18 protein-coding genes, 4 tRNA genes and 1 pseudogene are annotated in these 24,779 nt (G+C 39.8%); 15 read left to right on the top strand and 8 right to left on the bottom strand.

All coding sequences use genetic code 11. The features are described from left to right. The first annotated feature begins 50 nt into the window (after positions 1 to 50). Together PR800_RS01645 and PR800_RS01640 are read left to right on the top strand one after the other, a co-directional pair. Positions 51 to 488, top strand: a complete 438-nt coding sequence (locus tag PR800_RS01645; protein WP_102139572.1) for a PD-(D/E)XK nuclease-like domain-containing protein — start codon at positions 51 to 53, stop codon at positions 486 to 488. Further along, positions 461 to 1,176 (top strand): annotated as a pseudogene (locus PR800_RS01640) (site-specific integrase); the annotation flags it as partial. The gene PR800_RS01645 and the pseudogene PR800_RS01640, both read left to right, overlap by 28 nt. 34 nt (positions 1,177 to 1,210) lie before the next feature. On the opposite strand, the gene PR800_RS01635 reads toward PR800_RS01640, so the two are convergent. Continuing rightward, positions 1,211 to 1,286, bottom strand: a tRNA-Lys gene (locus PR800_RS01635). A 255-nt stretch (positions 1,287 to 1,541) separates the two neighbouring features. Between PR800_RS01635 and cycA the strand changes: the two genes are divergently transcribed. Beyond that, the gene (gene cycA / locus PR800_RS01630) at positions 1,542 to 2,942 is read left to right on the top strand and encodes a D-serine/D-alanine/glycine transporter (protein ID WP_102139570.1); all 1,401 of its coding nucleotides are present in this window, start codon (positions 1,542 to 1,544) and stop codon (positions 2,940 to 2,942) included. Between the two features lie 68 nt (positions 2,943 to 3,010). Here the strand turns inward: cycA and putP are convergent, their stop codons facing one another. Next, complete coding sequence (gene putP, locus PR800_RS01625; RefSeq protein ID WP_102139569.1) at positions 3,011 to 4,495, bottom strand: sodium/proline symporter PutP; 1,485 nt, start codon at positions 4,493 to 4,495, stop codon at positions 3,011 to 3,013. Between the two features lie 499 nt (positions 4,496 to 4,994). Between putP and putA the strand changes: the two genes are divergently transcribed. Beyond that, on the top strand, positions 4,995 to 8,978 hold the full coding sequence (putA, locus tag PR800_RS01620) for a trifunctional transcriptional regulator/proline dehydrogenase/L-glutamate gamma-semialdehyde dehydrogenase (protein ID WP_272530069.1): 3,984 nt from the start codon (positions 4,995 to 4,997) through the stop codon (positions 8,976 to 8,978). 220 nt (positions 8,979 to 9,198) lie between these two features. Here the strand turns inward: putA and fliZ are convergent, their stop codons facing one another. Further along, a complete protein-coding gene (gene fliZ, locus PR800_RS01615; protein ID WP_102139567.1) occupies positions 9,199 to 9,717 on the bottom strand; it encodes a flagella biosynthesis regulatory protein FliZ in 519 nt (172 codons plus the stop codon). Positions 9,718 to 10,775: 1,058 nt separating this feature from the next. Here fliZ and PR800_RS01610 point away from each other — a divergent pair. Then, complete coding sequence (locus PR800_RS01610; RefSeq protein ID WP_102139566.1) at positions 10,776 to 11,084, top strand: DUF5339 domain-containing protein; 309 nt, start codon at positions 10,776 to 10,778, stop codon at positions 11,082 to 11,084. Between the two features lie 165 nt (positions 11,085 to 11,249). Here the strand turns inward: PR800_RS01610 and mgtA are convergent, their stop codons facing one another. From mgtA to cspE, 4 genes are all read right to left on the bottom strand, one after another. Then, a complete protein-coding gene (gene mgtA / locus PR800_RS01605) occupies positions 11,250 to 13,952 on the bottom strand; it encodes a magnesium-translocating P-type ATPase (protein WP_272530067.1) in 2,703 nt (900 codons plus the stop codon). Positions 13,953 to 14,101: 149 nt separating this feature from the next. Beyond that, complete coding sequence (locus PR800_RS01600; protein ID WP_272530065.1) at positions 14,102 to 14,800, bottom strand: MgtC family protein; 699 nt, start codon at positions 14,798 to 14,800, stop codon at positions 14,102 to 14,104. 395 nt (positions 14,801 to 15,195) lie between these two features. Next, entirely contained in the window at positions 15,196 to 15,387 is a 192-nt protein-coding gene (dsrB, locus tag PR800_RS01595) for a protein DsrB (RefSeq protein ID WP_181489861.1), read from the bottom strand. A 103-nt stretch (positions 15,388 to 15,490) separates the two neighbouring features. Next, positions 15,491 to 15,703 carry a transcription antiterminator/RNA stability regulator CspE gene (cspE, locus tag PR800_RS01590; protein ID WP_004909801.1) on the bottom strand — a complete coding sequence of 71 codons (213 nt, stop codon included), beginning with the start codon at positions 15,701 to 15,703 and terminating at the stop codon, positions 15,491 to 15,493. Between the two features lie 479 nt (positions 15,704 to 16,182). On the opposite strand from cspE, the gene PR800_RS01585 reads away from it, so the two are divergent. From PR800_RS01585 to PR800_RS01575, 3 genes are all read left to right on the top strand, one after another. After that, positions 16,183 to 16,686, top strand: coding sequence for a YlaC family protein (locus PR800_RS01585; protein WP_166266855.1), 504 nt, complete (start codon positions 16,183 to 16,185; stop codon positions 16,684 to 16,686). A gap of 135 nt (positions 16,687 to 16,821) precedes the next feature. Continuing rightward, positions 16,822 to 16,897: transfer RNA gene (locus PR800_RS01580), tRNA-Asn, on the top strand. A gap of 294 nt (positions 16,898 to 17,191) precedes the next feature. Next, positions 17,192 to 17,267 (top strand) — tRNA-Asn (locus PR800_RS01575). A 137-nt stretch (positions 17,268 to 17,404) separates the two neighbouring features. On the opposite strand, the gene PR800_RS01570 is transcribed toward PR800_RS01575, so the two are convergent. Next, positions 17,405 to 18,307, bottom strand: a complete 903-nt coding sequence (locus PR800_RS01570) for a LysR family transcriptional regulator (RefSeq protein WP_102139562.1) — start codon at positions 18,305 to 18,307, stop codon at positions 17,405 to 17,407. A 153-nt stretch (positions 18,308 to 18,460) separates the two neighbouring features. Between PR800_RS01570 and PR800_RS01565 the strand changes: the two genes are divergently transcribed. From PR800_RS01565 to PR800_RS01535, 7 genes are all read left to right on the top strand, one after another. After that, positions 18,461 to 20,002 (top strand): MFS transporter, encoded by a 1,542-nt coding sequence (locus tag PR800_RS01565; protein WP_102139561.1) that lies wholly within the window; start codon positions 18,461 to 18,463, stop codon positions 20,000 to 20,002. 23 nt (positions 20,003 to 20,025) lie between these two features. Then, positions 20,026 to 21,084 carry an HlyD family secretion protein gene (locus tag PR800_RS01560; protein WP_102139560.1) on the top strand — a complete coding sequence of 353 codons (1,059 nt, stop codon included), beginning with the start codon at positions 20,026 to 20,028 and terminating at the stop codon, positions 21,082 to 21,084. 176 nt (positions 21,085 to 21,260) lie between these two features. Beyond that, entirely contained in the window at positions 21,261 to 21,704 is a 444-nt protein-coding gene (locus PR800_RS01555) for a universal stress protein (RefSeq protein WP_102139559.1), read from the top strand. Between the two features lie 260 nt (positions 21,705 to 21,964). Then, a tRNA-Asn gene (locus tag PR800_RS01550) sits at positions 21,965 to 22,040 on the top strand. 212 nt (positions 22,041 to 22,252) lie between these two features. Beyond that, positions 22,253 to 23,302 (top strand): dihydroorotase, encoded by a 1,050-nt coding sequence (pyrC, locus tag PR800_RS01545; protein ID WP_102139558.1) that lies wholly within the window; start codon positions 22,253 to 22,255, stop codon positions 23,300 to 23,302. 322 nt (positions 23,303 to 23,624) lie between these two features. Beyond that, positions 23,625 to 23,879 (top strand): biofilm formation regulator BssS, encoded by a 255-nt coding sequence (gene bssS / locus PR800_RS01540; RefSeq protein WP_004909784.1) that lies wholly within the window; start codon positions 23,625 to 23,627, stop codon positions 23,877 to 23,879. Between the two features lie 212 nt (positions 23,880 to 24,091). Continuing rightward, positions 24,092 to 24,685 carry a LuxR C-terminal-related transcriptional regulator gene (locus PR800_RS01535; protein WP_210844611.1) on the top strand — a complete coding sequence of 198 codons (594 nt, stop codon included), beginning with the start codon at positions 24,092 to 24,094 and terminating at the stop codon, positions 24,683 to 24,685. The last annotated feature ends 94 nt before the right edge of the window (positions 24,686 to 24,779 follow it).

The following is a 24,779-nucleotide window of genomic DNA, read 5'->3' as shown; positions in this document are numbered from 1 at the left end:
GAAGCATGGAGCGCTTTTTTTGAGACTGAAAAAAGCGAAAGAAGGTTATTGTGAGAGAGGGAGTTATTTACGGGCTAAGTAATGAAGACTATCACAATGATGAGGCTATAAGCTCAACGTCAGTCAAAGCTATTAGCGTTAGCCCTGCCAATCTGTATTTTAACCCATTTAAAGGAAGTAAATCGGCGCAGATTGGAACGGCAATTCATGCAGCATTACTCGAGCCAGAGGTATTTGAAACTGATTTCATACTTGAGCCAGAAATAAAAACTCGCGCATCCAAGGAGTATAAGGAGCTAGCGAAAACCTACAACGCTGACAATATTCTAATAAATGGCGAAGTAGAAACAATCACACCGATGATTGAGTCTGCAAGGATGAATACCGACTTTATGGATTACATGGCGGCAAAGGAAAAATCAGAAGTATCCATGTTTGCCACCTGTCCGATTACTGGATTATCACTAATAATGAATGCCAAAACGTGATAGCTAAGATGAAAAACAGGGGGTCACAAAAAGGCTTTCCCTCACAGTCATCAAAGTATTCACACTTGGCATTTATTCGCTCACTACTGAGAATAGCTGCTAATGAGTTAAGTGGCTGACTCGAGAACAAGCTACGGCGTTAATTTATAATGCCGCCGATTACCTAAAGCCAGTTATTACCTTTGCATTAGCTACTGGTCTACGAAGGGGGAATATACTTAGCCTTGAGTGGAGTCAGGTTGATTTAGTGAGAAAAGTAGCTTGGATTAACCCTGAGCAATCCAAGAACTATCGTGCGATAGGCGTTTCGCTCAATGACACTGCTTGTCAGATTATTCGGGATCAGATAGGCAGACATACTAAATATGTTTTTGTCAGAGAGCGTAAGCAAAATGGTGTTAGTGATTTAGTGCCAATGACTGTGAACGCAAATAAGGCCTTTAATTCTGCTATGAAAAAAGCTGGTATTGAAGGGTTTCATTTTCATGATTTGCGTCATACATGGGCGAGCTGGTTAATTCAAGCAGGCGTGCCGTTATCAGCATTGCAAGAAATGGGCGGATGGGAAAGCATAGAAATGGTAAAACGATATGCTCACTTATCACCCATTCACTTGCAAGAACACGCCAAAAACATCGATGACATTTTAAATCTGAATGGCACGAATATGGCACGCAAGATAATTTAATAATTCACAATCACACCTAACTCATTGAAAACCTTGGTGGGTTGTGTGGGGTTCGAACCCACGACCGAGTGATTAAGAGTCACCTACTCTGCCAACTGAGCTAACAACCCGATACAAATTATTTAACGCCTAACAATTGCTACAGTCAATATGATTCTGCTATTTTTATTACCTAAGTTAATTTTAAGTTGCGAATGTAAAATTTAAGAAAACTAATGCTTGAATAAACATCACTTCGTTCCTAACAAGATAACTTTTCCTTACTCTAATTGAGATTTGTGTCACAATATTTCACGCAAACATAACCACAAAATTAAAAAAAAGACTGTGGCTAATTATCACAAACCACTACGGACATCTTTAGTATGGAAGAAAATGCGAATTCACTATCAACACAACCCAATACTGATCGTAATCAGTTAAAACGTAGCCTTAGTAACCGCCATATACAACTTATTGCAATTGGTGGTGCAATTGGTACTGGCTTATTTATGGGTTCTGGCAAAACCATTTCACTCGCAGGCCCATCGATTATCTTTGTATATATGATAATTGGCTTTGTACTATTTTTCGTGATGCGCGCAATGGGTGAACTACTACTTTCTAATCTGAACTACAAATCATTTAGTGATTTTTCTGCTGACCTTATCGGCCCATGGGCAGGCTTTTTTGTCGGTTGGACATACTGGTTCTGCTGGGTTATCACCGGTATTGCCGATATCATTGCGATTACAGCCTATGTGAGCTTTTGGGCTCCTGATTTTCCTGAATGGGTAACCTCGTTTATCTGTGTGGTCACCTTATTAACGCTCAACCTAGTTTCTGTCAGGCTATTCGGTGAGCTTGAATTCTGGTTCGCCATGATAAAAATTGTGGCCATTGTGGCTCTCATTGCTGTAGGCGGCACATTAATCGCCATGAATTTCCAATCCCCTACTGGCCATACTGCATCTTTAAGTAACATTTGGAGCGATGGTGGAATGTTCCCGATGGGGATCAGCGGCTTCTTTGCTGGCTTCCAAATTGCTATTTTTGCATTTGTTGGAATTGAATTAGTAGGTACGGCGGCTGCGGAGACACGTGATCCTGAGAAATCTTTGCCAAAAGCTATCAACGCAATCCCTATCAGGATCATTGCATTTTATGTCTTATCTTTAATTGTCATTATGGCTGTCACTCCTTGGCGAACCATATTGGCCGATAAAAGCCCATTTGTAGAAATGTTTGTCCTGATAAGCCTACCGGCAGCGGCAAGTATTGTTAACTTTGTGGTTCTAACTTCTGCGGCATCTTCAGCAAATAGTGGTGTGTTTTCCACCAGCAGAATGCTGTTTGGGCTTTCAAAAGAAGGTGATGCACCAAAACAATTTAGCCAATTATCTAAAAAAGCAGTGCCTGCTACCGGGCTAATTTTTACTTGTATCTGCCTCAGTTTTGGTATTGTTCTGATCTATTTTATTCCTGATATCATGCATGCATTCACGCTAGTCACAACCGTGTCTGCTATTCTCTTTATGTTTATTTGGAGCATGATTTTATATAGCTACTTAAATTTCCGTAAAAAACGCCCTGAAATGCACAAAGCATCTCATTACAAAATGCCTGCTGGAATTGTGATGTCATGGTTAAGCCTCGCCTTTTTCGCCTTTATGGTCGTGTTATTAGCATTTCAGCACGACACAAGACAAGCCTTAATTGCCACACCAGTTTGGTTTATTCTATTATTTATTGGTTACCAATTCGCCAAGCGTAGAAAAAACCATTAATGATAAAGCGTAAAAAGGCCGAGTAACAATACTGTTAGTCGGCCTTTTGATTTTATAAGCTCGCTCGATTAGCTTGCTTTATATTCTGCCTCAGCCTCGTCAAAACGAGCTTGAGCTGCTGCACTTGGCGCTTTAGTCATTAAACTCACAACAACAATAGCGATTGTTGCTAATAAGAAACCAGGAATGATTTCGTACAAATCAAACCATTTGTATTTCATCCAAACTAGCACTGTCACAGCGCCAACTAGCATTCCTGCAAGTGCCCCCGTACGGGTCATTCGTTTCCACATTACAGAAATTAAAACAACAGGACCAAATGCCGCACCGAAACCCGCCCACGCATTACTCACTAAAGCCAAAACTTTATTATTTGGGTCACGAGCAATATAAATAGCAATTGCAGCGACCAACAACACCATAAAACGCCCTACCCACACTAACTCTTTTTGACTCGCACTCTTACGGATAAAAGGCTTATATAAATCTTCCGTTAACGCGCTTGCACAAACTAATAATTGGCAACTTAACGTACTCATTACCGCTGCTAATATGGCTGATAATAAAATACCAGCGACCCATGGGTTAAACAAAATCCCCGTTAACTCCATAAATATGCGCTCATTATTTTGCATGACCGACCCCGCTAAAGCCGGGTTATTTTCAAAATAAGCGATACCAAAGAAACCAACCGCAATTGTTCCACCTAGGCATAACACCATCCATGTCATACTAATACGTCGAGCAGAACGAATAGTACGCGCAGAGTCTGCTGCCATAAAACGCGCTAAAATGTGAGGTTGCCCAAAATAGCCTAATCCCCAACCTAGTAATGACAGAATTGCGATAATATTCATGTCTTTAAACATATCAAGATATTCAGGGTTTTTAGCTTTAATGACTTCAATAGAGGTATCTATTCCCCCTAAAGAAAGGATCACAACAATAGGTGTTAGAATCAATGCGAAGATCATTAATGAAGCTTGAACTGTATCAGTCCAACTCACCGCTAAAAAACCACCTAAGAAAGTGTAAGCAATGGTCGCGAGTGCCCCTAACCACATCGCTTTCTCATAACTCATATTAAATGTGCTTTCAAATAATAAACCACCTGCGACCACACCTGATGCACAATAAATCGTAAAGAAAACTAAAATAACAACAGCAGAAATAATACGTAAAATCTTACTATTATCTTCAAAACGGCTCGTAAAATAATCAGGTAATGTTAGTGCATTATTATTTTTTTCTGTTTGGACACGTAAACGCCCTGCAACAAATAACCAGTTAAGATATGCACCGAGACTCAAGCCGATAGCAATCCAACTTTCAGAAATCCCAGCTAAGAAAATCGCACCCGGTAACCCCATAAGCAACCAACCGCTCATATCTGAGGCTCCAGCGGACAATGCAGTTACGACACTGCCTAAACTTCGTCCACCCAGAATATAATCGTCAAAGTTTTTAGTTGAGCGATAGGCTATATAGCCAATTAGTAACATGCCAGTAATATATACGACGAACATAATGATCATCGGAGTGCTTACAGTCATCCTGTTTTCTCCATTGAGTAGCTTTAAAATTATTAGTTATCTTTATAAGTTGCCGTTGATAACTTGTAACTTCATGGTGTTGCACTTTATTGCACATATTTAATTTATCTGCACTAACACCAAATAGGTTGTGATTGTTTGTGTTGCACTAACTTAATATCTTAACTGCCCCATCCTAGACAGACTCATATTAAATTAACAAGAAATTAACTATTTTTTATTGCATAAATAGAATCCATATCACAAATGTTAAAATTTAAACTAAAATTCACAATCAGATGTTTAACTGTCCCGCCAAGAAAAATAAAACGTAACCACATGTAAAATATAACAATTAAATAAACACTAATTTAATTAAAATTATTAAAACTTAAAAAACTCGATATGTTTCACATTTCCTTCAGAAACCACACTTAACAATGTTGCACAAAGTTGCAACATTAAGATAATGTGGTGTAACTTTTTTGATTAAAATGACTCGTGACCTAGAGGAATTAAGATGAGTAGCACTACAACTATGGGTGTGAGACTTGATGAAGCAACTCGTGAACGCATTAAAAATGCCGCTCAGCGTCTTGACCGCACATCACATTGGCTTATCAAACAAGCTATTTATAATTACCTAGAACAACTCGATAATGGCCAAGCCTTTCCAGAGCTATCACCCGGTATCGATGTAAAAGAAAATCAAACTTCTGATGAAGACACCACTGTTGAATCTAACTATCAACCATTCTTAGATTTCGCAGAGCACATTTTACCACAATCTGTAAAACGCTCTGCAATTACTTCTGCTTACCGAATTCCTGAAACACAAGCTGTGCCAATGTTATTGCAACAAGCACAACTCCCGACAGAACAAGCTGAAGCCGCTCATAAATTAGCGTATTCAATCGCTGAAAAACTGCGTAATCAAAAAAATGGCATCGGCCGTTCAGGCTTAGTTCAAGGTCTACTTCAAGAATTTTCACTTTCATCTCAAGAAGGTGTCGCATTAATGTGTCTCGCAGAGGCCTTATTGCGCATTCCTGATAAAGCAACGCGAGATGCGCTTATCCGTGACAAAATTAGCAATGGGAATTGGCAATCACACCTTGGCCAAAGTAGCTCAATGTTTGTCAATGCCGCAACTTGGGGATTGCTGTTTACGGGTAAGCTAGTTTCTACACATAATGAAGCAAAACTATCAACCTCACTTAATCGCATCATCAGTAAAAGTGGTGAGCCACTAGTGCGCAAAGGCGTTGATATGGCAATGCGCCTTATGGGAGAGCAATTCGTCACTGGCGAAACTATCTCCCAAGCACTCGCTAACGCACGCAAACTCGAAGATAAAGGCTTCCGATATTCTTACGATATGCTAGGGGAAGCCGCATTAACGGAAAAAGATGCGCAAGATTACATGGTGTCTTACCAGCAGGCTATCCATGCTATTGGTAAAGCATCAAATGGCCGCGGTATCTACGAAGGCCCGGGTATTTCAATTAAGCTATCGGCACTGCATCCACGTTATAGCCGTGCACAATACTCTCGCGTGATGGAAGAGCTTTATCCACGCCTGTTATCCCTCGTATTACAAGCACATCAATACGATGTGGGGATTAATATTGACGCCGAAGAAGCTGACCGCTTAGAAATCTCTTTAGATTTGCTAGAAAAACTCTGCTTTGAACCACAACTTGCGGGTTGGAATGGGATAGGCTTTGTTATCCAGGCTTACCAAAAACGCTGCCCATTTGTGATTGATTCAATTATAAATTTGGCTGAACGCAGCCAACGTCGTTTAATGATCCGCTTAGTAAAAGGTGCTTATTGGGACAGTGAAATCAAGCGCGCTCAAATGGATGGACTAGAAGGTTACCCAGTTTATACGCGTAAAGTGTATACTGACGTTTCTTATATTGCCTGTGCGCGAAAACTCCTATCGGTTCCCAATTTAATTTACCCACAATTTGCAACGCACAACGCACACACCCTCTCAGCTATCTACCAAATTGCAGGTAAAAATTATTACCCTGGCCAGTACGAATTCCAATGTCTACATGGAATGGGCGAGCCACTTTATGAGCAAGTTGTTGGTAAAGTCGCTGATGGCAAACTAAACCGCCCTTGCCGTATTTATGCACCTGTTGGTACACACGAAACTTTATTAGCCTATTTAGTGCGTCGATTATTAGAAAATGGCGCAAATACTTCATTTGTAAACCGTATCGCTGATGCCACTATTCCTCTCGATGAATTAGTTGCCGACCCAGTCAAAGATGTTTTAGAACTGTCAAAAACTGAAGGGCAAATTGGCTTACCGCATCCAAAAATTCCATTACCACGTGATCTGTACGGCCTAGAACGTGTGAATTCAATGGGGCTTGACCTATCAAACGAACATCGACTGGCTTCGTTATCAAGTGCCCTACTGAGTGCGGCTATGCAGCAAAAAATCGCAGAACCACTGTTAGGGGGGGATTTCCAAGCTTCGCAAGCGTTACCTGAAGCAACACCGATTACTAACCCGGCTTGTCATAAAGATATTGTCGGCCACGTTCGCGAAACAACAGAACAAGAAGCTGAACATGCATTAAATACAGCTAACGATGCAGGTACTATCTGGTTTGCAACCCCGCCTTCTGAACGAGCTGCTATCTTATTACGTGCGGCTGATCTCATGGAACAACAGCTACAGCCGCTGTTAGATATTTTAGTGCGTGAGGCAGGTAAAACCTACAACAATGCGATTGCAGAGGTTAGGGAAGCGGTAGATTTTCTTAATTACTATGCAACCCAAGTCAAAAATGATTTTGATAACAATACGCACCGTCCTTTAGGGCCTGTGGTCTGTATTAGCCCATGGAACTTCCCATTAGCAATATTTTCAGGACAAATTGCTGCCGCTCTCGCAGCAGGTAACACCGTACTCGCGAAACCGGCTGAACAAACACCATTAATCGGTGCTATCGCGGTATCTATTTTGCATCAAGCGGGTATTCCTCGCGATGTACTGCAATTTTTACCGGGTAAAGGTGAAACCATTGGTGCCCAACTCGTTGGCGACACTCATGTTCGAGGGGTCATGTTTACTGGGTCAACAGAAGTCGCAGGGTTACTTCAACGTAATATTGCAGGACGCCTAGATGCACAAGGCCGCCCTACCCCTCTGATTGCAGAAACTGGCGGGTTAAATGCAATGATAGTTGATTCTTCTGCACTCACAGAACAAGTTGTCACTGATGTTGTCGCATCTGCATTTGATAGTGCGGGTCAGCGTTGTTCGGCACTGCGCATTCTATGTATCCAAGAAGATGTCGCAGATAGAACCATTCGTATGTTAAAAGGCGCAATGGAAGAGTGCCGCATGGGGAATCCAGAGCATTTATCAACCGATATTGGCCCTGTGATTGACCGTGAAGCAAAAGAGAATATCGATCAACATATTCAGAAAATGCGCAGTAAAGGGAAATCTGTTTTCCAAGCTGCATTTGAAAACCATGATGATCAGCAAGAACAAATGGAAGGAACCTATGTTAAGCCGACATTAATAGAACTTGATGATGTAAGTGAACTGAAAAAAGAGATCTTTGGCCCTGTTCTTCACGTTGTGCGTTTTAAACGAGATGAGCTAGAAGCACTCGTTGAACAAATTAACGCTGCAGGTTATGGGCTGACATTGGGTGTCCACACTCGTATCGATGAAACTATCAACCAAGTCGTTTCAAAAGCTAAAGTTGGCAATCTGTACGTAAACCGAAATATGGTTGGTGCCGTTGTTGGCGTGCAACCTTTTGGTGGTGAAGGTTTATCCGGGACTGGTCCTAAAGCAGGTGGTCCATTATATCTTTACCGTTTATTAAGCGAACGCCCAGATAATGCTGTTTCAAATACTTTAGAGCGACAAGATAGCCATTTACCTATGGATGCAAGTGCCAGAACTATTTTACTTGAGCCATTTGAAGCACTTACACAATGGTCTGAAAAACAAAACTCGGCTATTTCGCCTTCCGTAATTGAGCTATTTACACGCCATAGCCAAACAGGAACCACCCGTGTATTACCGGGCCCAACGGGAGAAAGAAATACCTATACCTTGCGCCCTCGTGGTTTGATTTTATGCCTTAGTGATAATGAACAAGATTGTTTAACCCAGCTAACTGCTGTACTTTCTGCGGGTTGTCAGGTGTTATGGCCAGATAGTGAGCTCCATCAGAAGCTGTTCAAATCACTGCCTGAAAAAGTGAGAAAAACCATATCGCTAACTAAAAACTGGATAGAAACTAAAGAGCCAATCGAAGGCGTTATTTATCATGGTGATAGCGATCAGCTAAAAGAGGTTTGCGCGGTAGTTGCACAACGTAAAGGGCCAATTATTTCAGTACAAGGCTTCGAACGCGGTGAAATTAATCTTCTGACTGAACGCTTACTTCATGAACGTTCACTGAGTGTCAATACCGCTGCAGCAGGCGGTAATGCTAGCTTAATGACAATAGGATAATAAACAAAAAGCCTGACCTCGTTATCTACGATGGTCAGGCCATACATCACAGTATCTTTGTTTAAAAATACATTTATCTCATAACAACAACAGTCATCGTTCCTATCAGATAAATGCTATCCCAGATACCTGCACGCTAAAAACATAAAAGGTGCCCATGAGGACACCATTGCTTAAAAACAACAATGAAAATAGCGATGCTTATTTTCAATATGTCATTCTAATTATTGCGTTTTTCTGATTCCCAGAATAAATACTGTTCATATTTACGTAATGCAATATTGTAATTACTAAATGCGGAATCTGTCATTTTCTCACTTAACTCATCTTGAACTTTACTTGCAGTAAATTCTTTCATAGAAAAATTAGAGGACGATAACAGTTCGTCTAAACGGCGTAAGCGAACAACATATTCACGAACAGTACTATGGCTCATCTCAGTCTGTAAGAATAAATACTGTTTAAATGACATAATATCAAAATAATCAGTATTGCTATTGCAATAAATTTCACTACAAAAACGACAAAGTGCAGTAAATTTATCTTGCAGCTCCCCCCAGGCACCTTCATCGACCAATTCAGTCATATCAGCGATAGCTTCTTTATTTAAGATGTCATCGTTGAAAACTAAAGAGATGCGATCAAGAGTCTTGTGACAATGTGCACAATGAGTTTGGCTGTGTTTAAAATCTTTGATGTAACGACTCAGAGGCCGTTTCTTTACAATAGAAGCAGACATAATGGTAAAGCCCTGTGTGTAAGTCTAAATATAAAATTGTAACCAGATAAATCAGGCTACATACATTGTATGCCCATAGCATTAATATAATATCTGCTATGTTGCATGGCGATATGGTGAACCCATATCATATATTCTTACTTTACCTTTAGTGAATTGATCACACTAAAAATGTACAGTAAGAAAAGTTATTACCCTTTGTTAAACACATTCTAACCCGTCTCTCGCTCTTTGGCGAATTTCTACGGTGAGTCAATTTTGGTATGAATTTGAGTTAGCGTCAACAAAATTAACTTAGTTGTCGTTAACTCTGTACACCTATCATTAACCATTAGTTAAGCGATACTGACATATTAGTTCGCTTAAAAACAAAGACTCTACCTGATAATTTCATCTGCGTACAAAGAAAATTTAATTTAAAAATCAAACTTATACTGATACAAAGGTTTTATTCTTAAATTTGTGAAGTAGCTCACTTTTCACATCTATAATTGCATCTTAAATGAACAGCCATTAATTCTGTAAATATTTCATAGTGAAAACGTATCATTCGACCGTAAATATTTTGTTACAAATAAACGATTTTTTAATACATTTAATTTCATATAAAAAATGTTATTTCGATATTAAAACGCTGATACGGGCACTCAATATAGGTAAATCCACGTATTAAACATAATTCTATGGTGATGGCTGAAGCATAATTATTGCCAAAAAATATGTTTATTAAATTAAGAGACCGTAACGCCACCTATCCTTCTTTTGCAAACTCGCCTTTAACTTTTTTCTCTCTAACTTCAATTACGTTATCCACCAATCACTCTAAATATACGTAGAGCAGTCAAAGAGATACCATAACCGCATGATAAAAAAAGATTTACCTAAACCCATGAAGTTATATAGTGAGAATGCCTACAAATAAAATACGATAGCCTAATCAAATTAAAATTTAATTAGCTAGCTAAAATATTATTTTAGGATTTGTCACGTTTGATATTAAAAACATCTCTTATATACTCAATTCGCTATATAAATAAATAATTTTAATAAGGTTGATTATGAAAAAGTTAATTTTAGCTTGTGGTATGGGGTTATTGGCACTGACAATCACTGCTTGTTCGGAAGAAGAGAAAAAAGGCGAAGTTGCTGGTGCAACTGAAACTTGTAATGCTTACTTCGCTGAAGTTGATAGCTTAATTGCTAAAGCTTCAGAAAACCCGCAAGCAAAAGCTCAGCTAGATGCAATGAAAGGTCAGCTGGAAGAAGGTAAAAAACAAGTTGCTGCACTACCTAAAGATCAACAAGATAAAGCTTGCCAACAAGGTATTGATGCAATGAAACAGATGAAAACTGCTTTAGGTCTGTAATAAGCCCTATTCTTTTTATTCTGTAAGATCAAAAAGAGCCATTGTCATTATGGCTCTTTTTATTTTTTGAATATTAATGAGTTACAGTAAATATTAAATAACCCACACTAGATACCTAACAAAACAGATAAGAGGTTATTGGACCTCCCCCCTTTTAACGCTATTTTATAACCAAGTTCCAAAACGTTTGATATAAAATTGCTTCATCAGCTGAGCGACAACACAATAGCTCACTAATGTAAGTGCTAGCCATGGGAAATATTCTATTGGTAACGGTTGTAATCCTATCATTTCACCAAATGAAGAAAATGGAATATATAACCCAAGAGCCATAATTAACCCCGTTGTTAGCATAACAGGTAGTGCCGCAGTACTTTGTATAAACGGTATTTTTTGTGTTCTTAACATATGAACAACTAGCGTCTGTGAAAGTAACCCTTCAACAAACCAACCCGATTGGAACAACGCTTCATGAGCAACACTATTCGCTTGGAACACGTACCACATTAGTGCGAAAGTCGTAATATCAAAGATAGATGATGTTGGCCCAATCCAAATCATAAAGCGGCCGATATTTTTTGCATCCCATTTGCGGGGGCGCTTTAAAAACTCTTTATCCATTTTATCCCATGGCAATGCAAGCTGGGAAATATCATACAGCAAGTTTTGAACGAGCAAATGAATGGCTAGCATCGGTAGGAAGGGAATAAATGCGCTCGCAATTAATACAGAAAATACGTTACCAAAGTTAGAGCTCGCGGTCATGTTTAAGTATTTAATAATATTACCAAAAGTCTCTCGTCCTTTAATCACCCCTTGCTCTAATACCATCAAATCTTTTTCAAGTAGGATAATATCCGCAGACTCCTTAGCAATATCCGTCCCTGTATCAACTGAAATTCCCACATCAGCATCACGTAACGCAGGCGCATCATTGATCCCATCACCAAGAAAACCAACCGTATGTCCATTAGCTTGTAACCGTTTTAAAATACGGGATTTTTGCAGCGGTGTTAATTTACAGAAAACTGAAACCTGTTCAACTTTTTGGCTCAACCCTTCGTCTGTCAGCTCTTCAACCTCTAAGCCGGTCATGATTTCACTGATATTTAAACCAACATCATGACAAATTTTTTCAGTAATAATCGCATTATCACCCGTCAACACCTTAACCGTCACACCATTTTCACGTAGTGCAGCAATAGCTGAAATTGCACTTTCTTTTGCAGGGTCAAGAAAAGTTAAAATGCCTTGTAATTCTAACTGATACTCAGCTTGAGCCGAAAGCGGTAAGCTGGCTTCCGCTTTATTCAAATGACGAGTAGCGAGTAACAATACACGAAATCCCTGTCTGTTATAGTCACTCACTAGCTCAGTAATTCTTGTTCTTGCTTGGTCATCCAGTAAATGAAGCTCACCATCTTGTTGGTAACTTTGGCAAACAGCTAACATTTCCTCAGCCGCTCCCTTACAAATAAGTAGGGCTTCACCTTCCGGTGTTCTCACAGTTACTGACAATTTGCGTCGAATAAAATCAAAGGGCAATTCATCAATTTTCTGGAATGCTTTTAGCTGCTCAACTTCGCTGTTACCTCTACCTCGACGGATAATAGCCTGATCCATCATGTTCTTAGCACCACTTTGGTGAAAGCTGTTTAGCCAGGCTAATTGCAAAATTTTACTATTTTTCTGCCCATTACTATCTAAATAATGTTCTAAAATAATACGATCTTGCGTTAATGTTCCCGTTTTGTCCGTACACAGCACATCCATCGCACCAAAGTTTTGTATCGCATTTAACCTTTTGACAATCACCTTGTGTTTCGACATGGCGATTGCCCCTTTGGCTAAGTTTGAGCTTACAATCATCGGTAACATTTCGGGCGTTAGCCCCACGGCAACAGCCAGTGAGAATAATGTCGCTTCGAACCAATCTCCTTTTGTAAACCCATTGATAAGCAATACAATTGGTACCATGACTAACATAAAACGGATCAATAACCAACTGACACTATTCACACCACGATCAAACGATGTTTGCGCACGGCTTCCCACAATCGATTTGGCCAGTGAGCCTAAATAGGTTTTTCCGCCCGTTGCTACTACAATTCCACGCGCTGTACCACTGGTAACATTGGTTCCCATTAAGCAGATATTTGAAATTTCTAACAATTCATTTTCTGTTGGCGATACAGGTTCTAAACTTTTAGCTGAAACATCACCCAATGTGTCATATTTTTCTACAGGTATTGATTCCCCTGTTAGAATGGCTTGGCTGATAAACAAGTCTCTTGATTCAACAAGTTTTAGATCAGCAGGAACCATATCTCCTGCGGATAACAACACAATATCCCCAGGGACTAGGCATTTAATTGGTACCTCTTTTCGAACAGAACGCCCCGTTTTATTATCACGCCGAAATACAGTCGCTGTCGTACGAACTAAGGATTTCAAGGCTTCTGCGGCTTTATTGGTTCGATACTCTTGCCAAAAACGTAAAAATCCACTCAATAAAACCATCGTGACGATAATAATCACCCCGGTTAAATCTGTTTCTTCGCCTTGACGTTTGGGAATAACATAATCCGTAAAAAAGCTCACAATGGCTAATATAATCAGTACGAATATGAATGGATTTTTAAAAGAAGAGATCAATTGTTTCCATGCTGGAGGGGCTTTTTCATGAGCAACTTCATTTTCGCCTTCAGTAACAAGGCGATCCATTGCCTCATTCTCTGGTAAGCCTAATAAATTTGTTTGATATTCATTGAGCACTTGCTCAATGTTTTTACTCGCTTGTTCGCCAACAATAAATTTTTGGCGTGCAGCCGCTTTGACGCTTTTGCGCGGTTCTCTTATTTCAGTCATAACGTTGTCTCGAATACAACACTCGTGATTTTTACGCTATCCAACTGAAATAAAATTAAATTATTATCAGTAGGATAGCTCCAATTTATATCTCCATGACGGAGGGTGGTCGTCCATTTCAGCTCCTATAGTGAGTTAATTTAAAGTCATCAGGCAGGTAGCTCTGATGCCACTTTCCAATTGATAGCACTAACACTTTGCTCAAGACTTATTCTGCATACCAATGCTTCAATTTCTTTTTGCTCGGCAGGTGTCGCGAGAAATTCAGCACATACTTCCAGCTGTTCAGGTTTCAATGTGTCTGCACTGCTTAACGATCGCAACCGAATATGTAATCCGTTAATTGCTTGTAAAATAAGTGTTCTTACTAAGATTTCATCTGTTTGATGGCACATGACACGAATTTTATAACGTTGTTCTACATCGAGTGCTTGCGGTTGTGGTTGCTTATTAATTCGTGAAGCGGCTTCTCTTAACAAAATATTGGCGCATAAAATTAATAACGTCGCCATCAATGCCAGAGAGTATTGCCCTAATCCACATAAAACACCGATCCCCGCAGAACACCAAAGTGTTGCCGCAGTGTTTAGCCCTCGGATATTCATGCCTTCACGCATGATTACTCCCGCCCCAAGGAAACCAATTCCAGACACCACTTGAGCGGCAATACGCCCGGGACTATCTGGTGATGTCGTTACAGAACTTAAAATAAACACGGCTGCGCCAGTTGCAACCAGTGCATTCGTTCTCAAACCCGCCATTCGTTGACGCCATTGGCGCTCAGCACCAATTAATGCACCAAAACACATAGCAGACAGTAAATTTAAAATATCAGGGGAAAAAAGCATGATAATCCCTCCAAAAATAACTTGGATAATGATTTATATGCTTAATAAAAAGCATATAGCTATATTTTGAGTAAAATAAATTACTCAAAAACCATTAGCTATTGCCTGGAGGAAATAGAGAATAAATATATACCAACATGATACACACTCAATACAGCTATAATACGCTATTTAATTAAATACAATTATAAGGGAGTAGTGTGATGAGGAAACATCAGATACCGCCCGCCGTCGTGGCAAGCAGCAAAAAGAAAAGAAGATTACTGGCTTGCCATTAAATTAAGTTTTTATTCCAACTCTGACTGTCCAAGTAATAATCTCCTAAGTAAAAGATGGGAGGAGTATAAGTGGGGAAAATTATTAAGTAAAGAACAAAGTGTCCATTAAATTGAAACTTATCTTTCAACTGGCGTAACAAAAATCCCTTCATCACCTTCTTTTTCATTAAAGAACCAAATACCTTCAGGGTAATCAGGTAATGCAATTAAATACATTATCCCTTCATTAAAAGGTTCTATAAGTAAAATAGTACCTTCTCGGCGCTCTTCTCCGTCTGTTTTTACATAAACACGGTCATTAATATTCATAACACTCTTTTCCCAACAAAATAAGTTAACCATAAATGTAGCGCATACGAAAAAGCCCGTCATTAAAAATGACGGGCTTTAGAAAATCAGTTAAGCAATTAGCTTAGATAGCAGTTACGTTAGCAGCTGCTGGGCCTTTTGCACCGTTTTCAATGGTGAATTCAACTTGCTGACCTTCAGCCAGAGTTTTGAAACCATTGCCCTGAATGGCAGAGAAGTGGACGAAAACGTCTTTGCTACCATCAGCTGGAGTGATGAAACCGAAGCCTTTAGACTCGTTGAACCACTTAACTTGACCTTTCATTTTGTCGGACATTTGACTTTTCCTATATAACATCAAAAAAACTTGCCTTTTGGCATATACGGGCCAGAGTCAACTATTTAATCAGGGAAACACCAAGATGAAGCGTCACGGTCAAAGGCTATCTGTGATAACTTTTTTCTTTAGAACACACTAACTCAGTAATCATACATCAAATAGGACTGCTAAACAGGCCGATACTCATTAACTCATGACTTAAAGATAATAGCAACTATTTTATACGAGCAAACCTGAAAAATATGCCGTTTTTTCGATTACATCACTTTTATCGACTATAACGTTAACAAAATCGTTGCATTTAGTTGATAATTTAAAGAAAACTTTAATTTAAAAAGCCAGCAACTCACTCTATGTCAGTAAGAATTATCTGATACGATGACAATCTGTGTAAATATTTTTTTTAACTGATATATAACAATCTCAATTGCTCGTGATACCCTCCTAGTATAGATATCTGACAGAGAGTTATACACATGGATATTATCAAACAAATACTCGTCGAAGATTTGGATACCATCAATAAACGTGAAAACCGTGATGGGAAACCTTATTTTAATAGCCAATTTCTTGCCAATCACCCTTATTTATGTGTCGGCATGGTTGCAGCTTATGTCCCTCTTGCCATTATTCTTTGGTATGCCCCTTATTTTGGCCCTTATTGGGCTCTGGGTATCACCATCCTCTTTATTGTGTTAGCCAGTGTGCTACTTTTTGACATTAAGCCTGTTTATCATTTTGAAGATATTGGTGTGCTAGATTTACGTGTTTGTTATAACGGGGAATGGTTTGTCACTGAACCAGTTTCTGATAATGCAATAAGCAAAATTATTGATTCACAAGATGTTAGCCCTGCTATCAAACAAGAAATATCACGTTTAATTGCTTTAAAGGGAATGATTTCATTTTATGATATCTATCACGTCGCTTACCCTGAAGTTTCTCCGCAATTACCTGGCACGCTTGCGGCTCAAAATTAATTCAATATCAATTAACTAGAGTAAAACTTCATCATAATGTGCAGTGAATGAACAGTTAGATATTTTTTCTGTTTTTATGATTGACAGCCTGAGATGATATCGTTAATATTCGCCTCGTTCTCAGGAACAAGCAATTCCTCCATAGTTCAGTCGGTAGAACGGCGGACTGTTAATCCGTATGTCGCTGGTTCAAGTCCAGCTGGAGGAGCCAAATTTAAAAAGCCCGCTTAGTGCGGGCTTTTTGCTATCTGTCTTTACTTTCTGTTTTTGCTCTCTGTTTGATATATCCCTTACTACTGCACTGCATTGAAGCATTCACCTCTTTTATCAATTACCCTCTAGCATCTTTTATAAGCCGCATAATATGGGCAAAACTATCACTTATTGGGATAGATAATCACCAAATCGATTACTTAACACTCACTTGGCTGTTTTTTTCGTTTTTGTGCTTTACAACAGTGAACAGGATGGGTAATATGCGCCTCGTTCTCAGGAACAAAGCAATTCCTCCATAGTTCAGTCGGTAGAACGGCGGACTGTTAATCCGTATGTCGCTGGTTCAAGTCCAGCTGGAGGAGCCAAATTTAAAAAGCCCGCTTAATGCGGGCTTTTTGCTATCTGTATCTATCTGAAAATTTTACTTATTAATATTGCTCTGCTTACTACTCTTATTGTGTTTCCAAAGCAGATACTAAGCACCTACCATAAAAATAAAACGTTATTCTTTCTCTAGAAAAAATTGTTTAATCGTCTGGCGCAGCCATTGATGTGCAGGGTCTCTGTCCAACCTTGGATGCCATGCTTGCACGATGAATATCGATTCTAACTCCAAGGGAAGTTCAATCTCAACCAACGGCAAATTAACACTCTTTACCCCTTGCAGCACATGACGAGGGAGCGGCAAAATATAATCAGAGTTCATTGTTAGCATCATGGCTGAATGAAAGCTAGGTAAGGTCAACACAACATTGCGTTGTAATTGAAGGTCGCGTAATGCGTCATCAATTGGCCCAAGCGTACGCCCTCTGCGTGATACGCTGATATGCGGGAAATGTGTTAAACTTTCAGGCGTCACCTGCCCGATAATCGGGTGCCCTGGGCGAACTAGTGCCTGAAAAGTGCTGGTGAATAAGCTCTGAGCCTTAATTTCAGGGTGCCAATCTCGAGAAGAACCGATAACCAAATCTACCTTACCACTACGCAAAGAATCATCTTCTGTATCGCTTTCTGCGATAAAAACTAAACGGCTTTGTGGAGCGAGTTCCCTCAGCTTTTCTAATAACCCGCCTCCTAAAGCACCAATAAAAATATCATTCGCACGAATAACAAATGTTCTTTCTAATGTTTTTGGATTGAATAATTCGTCAGGATCAATTAGCGCTTCTGCTTGAGCAATAATATGGCTAAGTTGTTCTTTTAGTTCTAACGCTCTCGGTGTTGGTACTAATTTACGCCCCGCCCTGACGAGGATCGGGTCATTAAATTGCTCACGAATTCGCCCTAAAATTCGGCTCATAGCGGGAGCACTTAAATTCATTTTTTCGGCTGCCCCTCCTACACTCCCCTCTTCCAATAATAAATTCAACGCATAAATCAAATTGAAATCAATTTTTTGTGGCATTTATCCTCCTCGCCCCTTTGCAGCCCTCCTTATTAGTGGATTGCGTTTTATGCAATAATTTAATTACATCATTTCATTTTAAACAATTTAATAAAGTTTAGATACTACTGCTGAAAAATGACAGAACAAATTTTTAAATAGCAGGAGTTTGAAATGGTTGATGCGTCTATCACGCAGCCCAAAAAAAACAAATGGATAGCCAGCGCGAGTGAGATCAGTGGTCGCACATGGATGGGGCTATTTGGTGTTTTTTTAGCGGTAATGGCGAGTGGCGTGGGAGAAAACGCCAGTAAATTCGCTCTAGGCGATATTCAGGGCGCAATGGCATTAAATATCGATACTGGCAGTTGGTTAATCACTTGTTATGTAACCGGTTTTGTAATTGGTTCAGGATTTACGCCTTGCTTTTGGCCGACATTCTCACTACGTCGTGTGGCTCTTGTTATGTGCTCTATTTATCTGATTGGCGGGTTAATTACACCATGGCTTGGAGACCATTATGCCCTTCTATTGACAATACGTAGTTTACAAGGCTTTGCTGGCGGCGCTCTCCCACCGATGTTAATGACGGTAGTGCTGCGTTTTATGCCTCCGCTTATTAAAGTTTTAGGTTTAGGGGCTTATGGCTGGGTTTCTGCCTGGAGTGCTACTTTTGGTGCCACTGCAGCCGCTTTTGCCTTCCACTGGGGATGGAGTGGATATTTTTATTGGAATTTGCCTCTTATGGCGATAGCCACCATCTGCATTGGCTTTGGTTTGCCGCAAGACCCTTTACGCTTAGAACGACTCAAACAGTTTAACTGGCGAGGTTTACTTCTGGGTGGAAGTGCTCTTGCCATGCTCACTGTGGGGATTTCTCAAGGGGAACGCCTTGATTGGCTAAATTCATCATTAATTTATGTTTTATTAATTGGTGGCCTTGGCCTATTAGCCCTGTTTTTGATAAACGAGTGGTATCACCCATTACCCTTTTTCAATTTACAGTTACTTGGCAAACGAAACCTGTCGTTCTCATTAATCACCCTGGGTGGTGTGTTGTTGATTATGGTTTCTTTGGTGAATATTACCTCTGGCTATTTATCGGCTATTCAAGGGTATCGCCTAGAACAAACCTCAGACATGATGCTATGGGTATCGCTTCCACAACTCATTACGCTCCCTATCATTGCCATTATTTGTAATACCCCAAAAGTTGATTGCCGTTGGGTACTCGCCATGAGTTTACTTTTGATGGCAGCCGCTTGTGTTCTCGCATCGCAGCTGACTCCTGATTGGAATGGCGACAACTTTAGAATGATTTCCCTCTTGCAAGCCGTAGCACAACCCATGGCCGTCATTCCGCTGTTGATGATGGCAACAGGTGGGTTATTGCCCACTGATGGCCCCTTTGCTGCGGCTTGGTTTAATGCCGTTAAAGGTTTTGCGGCAACGGCTGCTGGGGGAGCAATCGCCCTGTTAAGCCGCCAGCGAGGCGATTTCCATTCGGGCGTGATTGCTGACAGCTACGGCAGTACTTATCGCGATACTGCCACAAACTCTATCGGTGAACTCACTAAACTCGCCTCAAACCAAGGGCATGTTTTAGCTAGCTCAGACCTATATTTGCTAGTTTCTGGTTTGGCACTGTTATTAACCGGGCTAATTTTAGTGATGCCGACTCGTATTTACCCACCGCGGTCTGTTGCCGCTGCTTAGTTATTGATTATCAGGAAATTAGAATGAGTAAGATCAAATTAAAAATTAATAAAAATGTCGCTCTGGCTATCACCGCTATTGCTGTTTTGATGGGAGGGTTATTAATTAATAAGTTCGCGATTAAAAAAACCGCCCAAAATACCAATGATGCCTATATCCGTGCAGATATCTCGCGTATTTCACCACAAATTTCAGGCGTAGTGACCGAAGTTCTCGTACAAGATAACCAATGGGTTAAAGAAGGTGAATTATTAGCCGTCATTGACCCTAGAGAATTCACGGTTGCACTTTCTCAAGCGGCTGCACAAGAGCAATCCGCTCGCGCACGTCAAGATGATGCAAAAGCCAATTTAACACGTCAGCAAGCCTTGATCGCTGCAGCAGAAGCCCAACTACAATCGGCAAAAGCTGAACTGCAATTTGCGCACCAAGAAAAAATTCGCTACCACAAAATGGCAAATACCGGTGCTGGCTCACAACAAGCTGCACAACAAGCAACCACACGTGTACAAACAATGACAGCAAGTGTTGCACAAGCCGAAGCATCATTAAAAGCAGCCAAAAATATGTTGCAAGTATTAGAAGCAAAACAGGCCGATAGCAATGCTGAATTGACATTAGCACAAGCTAAAAAAGAGATGGCCGAGCTTAACCTCTCCTACACCCGTATTACTGCGCCCATTGGAGGCATAATTGGTAAAAAAAGTTTGCGTGTCGGTGAGTTTGTCAAGCCAGGTGATGCCTTAATGGCCATAGTTCCCCAAAACAAGCTCTACATCATCGCGAATTATCAAGAAACTCAATTGGAAAATATTACTCACGGCCAAGTTGTTGATATCAGTATAGACACCTTCCCAGGGAAAATATTGAAAGGCTATGTCGACAGTATTGCGCCAGCGTCTGGTGTGAGTTTCTCCCCCGTTGCCCCAGAAAATGCGACAGGTAATTTTACTAAAATTGTACAGCGTATACCTGTAAAAATTATTTTTGATAGCAACGCCGACCACGCTGCGATGATGGATGCATTACGTGTGGGCATGTCCGCAGATGTCACCATTAATACACTGGATGGGAGCCGCTGATGAACAAAACTGGGCTACCACACAGAACTCAGCAACTTTGCCCACCGAATGGTGGGTTGTTTTAAATTTATCAATGAACGGATGGCCCCAAAACCTCGCTGCTTGCCAAAGGGGATTGGAAGAAAGGGGAATCTAACTTTAAGAGCGCTATTTAGGTCGCTTATTAGGAAATAATCATGATTAATAATGTATTGTTAGCGGTCGACAGCTTTGAAAATAGCAGTAATGCCCTTAGCTTTATGCAACGCATGGCTGGCTGCGTCAGCAATGTCATTGTATTAACTGTTGTTGATAATACCTTTGCACTAAGCCGTACTGGATTAACTAAAGAGAGTGATGAGTGGGATGAATACCCTGCCGCGCAAAAAGAAGAAGCTTTGGCACAAAAACAGTTAAAAGAAGTCACAACCGCCTTAAACAACATGGGGTTTAAAGCCGAAGGGCTACTCGCGGCGGGTACACCTATCAATACCATCCCCAAGAAAATGGAAAAGTATAATTGTGAGTTATTAATCATTTCTCATCGTCATCTTTCTTCACTTGGGCGCTGGCTTAATACCTCGGTGACTCGTAGTTTACTCGACGATATCACCCGACCCGTTCTCGTCATTCCACTGTAGATATTTCTGGTAAATAATATCCAGCTATTACCCAGTGGTTAACCGCAGTTAGCCACTAAAATCAAAATAATATACAGCCCATCAACACAGATTTGTGACACGCCTTTCGTTAGTGTATCGCTTTGATTTATCACCTCTAGCCTATTTTCGATCAAACTTCCGACAGTTCGCACAGATAACAGGCAAACAAACATTTTTTTCGCTATTCTCCTTTGACAATACAGTAAGAGAAAGCTAATATCCTCTGCGTACCAAGGAGTTCCTCCATAGTTCAGTCGGTAGAACGGCGGACTGTTAATCCGTATGTCGCTGGTTCGAGTCCAGCTGGAGGAGCCAAAATTTAGAGAAACCTGCTTAAGGAAACTTAAGCAGGTTTTTTGCTATTAAACGATTTGAATAATTAACCTATTTACGTCTTTTGCACGATCTGCCTCTGAAATACGCTATAATCGCGATTTCTCATAGCTATTTTTTTACTTTACCTTTATCATTCTATTCCGGCTTGAGCACTCGCTCATCATTCACTCTTCCCTTATGGAGCCGGTTTAATGACAACTGTAACTACCCTAACGATCCGCCGCCCTGATGATTGGCATGTTCATTTTCGCGATGATGATATGTTAAAAACGGTCGTTCCCTATACCAGTGAATTTTTTGGCCGTGCAATTGTCATGCCGAATTTAGTTCCGCCAATCACAACGATTGAAGCCGCAAAGGCTTACCGTGAGCGCATTCTAAACGCAGTTCCCGAAGGGCATCAATTTACCCCTTTAATGACTTGCTACCTTACTGATAGCACAGATCCTACTGAAGTCATTCGTGGCTTTAACGAAGGGGTATTTACGGCCTGTAAACTCTACCCGGCTAATGCAACAACTAACTCTAGCCATGGCGTATCTGATATTAAAAAGATTTACCCCGTATTAGCAGCAATGGAAGAAGCAGGAATGCCACTGCTTATCCATGGTGAAGTCACTGCAAGCCATATCGATATTTTTGACCGAGAAGCACTGTTTATTGAACAAGTTATGTTGCCACTACGGGCACAGTTTCCAAAACTGAAAATTGTTTTTGAGCACATAACCACCAAAGAAGCGGCTCAGTATGTCCAAGAAGCAAATGAATTTACAGCTGCAACTTTGACACCTCAACATTTAATGTTTAATCGTAACCACATGTTAGTTGGTGGTGTAAGACCGCATTTATTTTGCTTGCCTATTTTGAAACGAAATGTGCACCAAGAAGCACTACGTGCAGCCGTTGCTTCAGGGTGTGAGCGTTTCTTCCTTGGTACCGATACCGCACCACACATACAGTCACGTAAAGAGTCTTCCTGCGGTTGCGCTGGGGTATTTAATGCTCCTACTGCATTAGCGGCTTACGCAAGTGTTTTTGAAGAACTCGGGGCTTTAGCACATTTCGAAGCTTTTTGTTCATTAAATGGCCCTAAATTCTATAACTTACCCGTGAATGAAGGAACCATCACGCTAACTAAAGAGCAAAATATCATTTGTGAATCGATTGACTGCTGCAATGATAAATTAGTTCCTTTCTTAGCAGGAGAAGACGCTCGCTGGACAATTTCTCTGGGCCAGTAGTGAACACGTCAATGGGAAGTTAAAATGACTTCCCATATCATTATTAGCTAAGTAGGATAAAAACATAATTTACCGACTTAGCATGGCCAATTAAAGATCAATAAATTGATTTTCCTTGTGTATTTTCACAATTGATGACACTTGCCGACGAACATAATGATTCACTTTATGCATTTTCTGTCATATAAACAAAAAAAATGTTTTATTTGCTTTATTATTGGTGAAATCTCCTTATACTAAAAGTGGACTCATCACGAGATCATTGCTCTTAGTCAGTTATAGATATTTATTATTTATCACGATGTTTGATTAGGAGGTTTATATGAATAAAAAAAATGATGTCATTCAAACCCACCCAGTAGTTGGCTGGGACATCAGCACAGTCGATGATTACGACGCTATGATGTTGCGTTTGCACTACCTCCCTGAACAAGATAAACACACAGGTGACGCTATTGTGGATAAAACCATGTGGCTAACGACTGATGTGGCTAAACAACTCATTCATATTCTCCAAGCTGGCGTAGACAAGATAGAGTCAGGTGAATATGTCGAGCTTGGTTTTAAAACACACTAGGGAAATAAATGGATATTAGTGTCACTAATATCCATTTATTTATATATTCATCCATATGGGTAATTATATATCCTTATATAATTACCTTATCAATTAATTAATAATTTGCAATTGTAAATAAGAACACTATTTATTGTTTTTATTAATCCTTGGTTGACTTCTCTATCAATTCCAATTTATTGTAAGATATCTTCTTGAACAAGGATGTTCCAATGCGAATATTAGTTATTGATGAATGTTATTATACACGTCTTGGCATTACAGAATATTTATCCAAAAATAAAAAACTCGAATTTATTAGTACAGGATGTATAAAAGAAGCCATTGGTTTTATAAACAAAGAACTACCAAGTATTATATTAGTGAATCTTACATACTATTGTAATTACTCTAATTACTGCCCTATCCTACAGCAGTTATTAAACAATGCTAATAATACACGTTTTTATATTTATATAAATGCCCCTTACCCACAAACAAACAACCCATTACTATTAAAAGATAATTATTTCATCCTATCAAAAAGCATTATTATTCAAACGCTTGATAGAGTTATTCAAGACCATGAGCAAATCGAAAAAATTACCAAACTTGCTAATAATATAGATTCATCCATTTTTACAATTAAAGAACAAAACATTATTAATAATTGGATGAATGAGACGCCTAATCATATTATTTCTCGAAAGTTAGGGATCAGTAACAGTACTGTTTATTCACAAAAAAGGCATATAGCCTCGAAAGTTTTCGTCAAAAATAGAATTGAGTTATTTTTTATATATAATGTATTTAAATATTTATATTAAAAATGTTTTAATTTAAATTGACTGAAACAAAACTAAAAGGCCTGACTCCGTTTAAATAGCGAAATCAGGCCTTGCAAACCGGTCAACAAAAGTG

Origin of the sequence: Providencia sp. PROV205 (assembly GCF_028479505.1) — a bacterium.
Lineage (GTDB): Bacteria > Pseudomonadota > Gammaproteobacteria > Enterobacterales > Enterobacteriaceae > Providencia > Providencia huaxiensis.
The sequence above is the reverse complement of the archived record's forward strand: the minus strand, read 5'-3'. Positions and strand labels throughout refer to the sequence as shown.

Coding starts and splice junctions, on each gene's coding strand:
- PR800_RS01600 (WP_272530065.1), bottom strand. CDS start 14,800: ATGCTTTTTTCCCCTGATATTTTAAATTTACTGTCTGCTATGTGTTTT.
- PR800_RS01570 (WP_102139562.1), bottom strand. CDS start 18,307: ATGCCACAAAAAATTGATTTCAATTTGATTTATGCGTTGAATTTATTA.
- mgtA (WP_272530067.1), bottom strand. CDS start 13,952: ATGACTGAAATAAGAGAACCGCGCAAAAGCGTCAAAGCGGCTGCACGC.
- PR800_RS01555 (WP_102139559.1), top strand. CDS start 21,261: ATGATTAATAATGTATTGTTAGCGGTCGACAGCTTTGAAAATAGCAGT.
- putP (WP_102139569.1), bottom strand. CDS start 4,495: ATGACTGTAAGCACTCCGATGATCATTATGTTCGTCGTATATATTACT.
- PR800_RS01565 (WP_102139561.1), top strand. CDS start 18,461: ATGGTTGATGCGTCTATCACGCAGCCCAAAAAAAACAAATGGATAGCC.
- pyrC (WP_102139558.1), top strand. CDS start 22,253: ATGACAACTGTAACTACCCTAACGATCCGCCGCCCTGATGATTGGCAT.
- PR800_RS01610 (WP_102139566.1), top strand. CDS start 10,776: ATGAAAAAGTTAATTTTAGCTTGTGGTATGGGGTTATTGGCACTGACA.
- cspE (WP_004909801.1), bottom strand. CDS start 15,703: ATGTCCGACAAAATGAAAGGTCAAGTTAAGTGGTTCAACGAGTCTAAA.
- PR800_RS01585 (WP_166266855.1), top strand. CDS start 16,183: ATGGATATTATCAAACAAATACTCGTCGAAGATTTGGATACCATCAAT.
- putA (WP_272530069.1), top strand. CDS start 4,995: ATGAGTAGCACTACAACTATGGGTGTGAGACTTGATGAAGCAACTCGT.
- bssS (WP_004909784.1), top strand. CDS start 23,625: ATGAATAAAAAAAATGATGTCATTCAAACCCACCCAGTAGTTGGCTGG.
- cycA (WP_102139570.1), top strand. CDS start 1,542: ATGGAAGAAAATGCGAATTCACTATCAACACAACCCAATACTGATCGT.
- PR800_RS01560 (WP_102139560.1), top strand. CDS start 20,026: ATGAGTAAGATCAAATTAAAAATTAATAAAAATGTCGCTCTGGCTATC.
- fliZ (WP_102139567.1), bottom strand. CDS start 9,717: ATGTCTGCTTCTATTGTAAAGAAACGGCCTCTGAGTCGTTACATCAAA.
- dsrB (WP_181489861.1), bottom strand. CDS start 15,387: ATGAATATTAATGACCGTGTTTATGTAAAAACAGACGGAGAAGAGCGC.
- PR800_RS01535 (WP_210844611.1), top strand. CDS start 24,092: ATGCGAATATTAGTTATTGATGAATGTTATTATACACGTCTTGGCATT.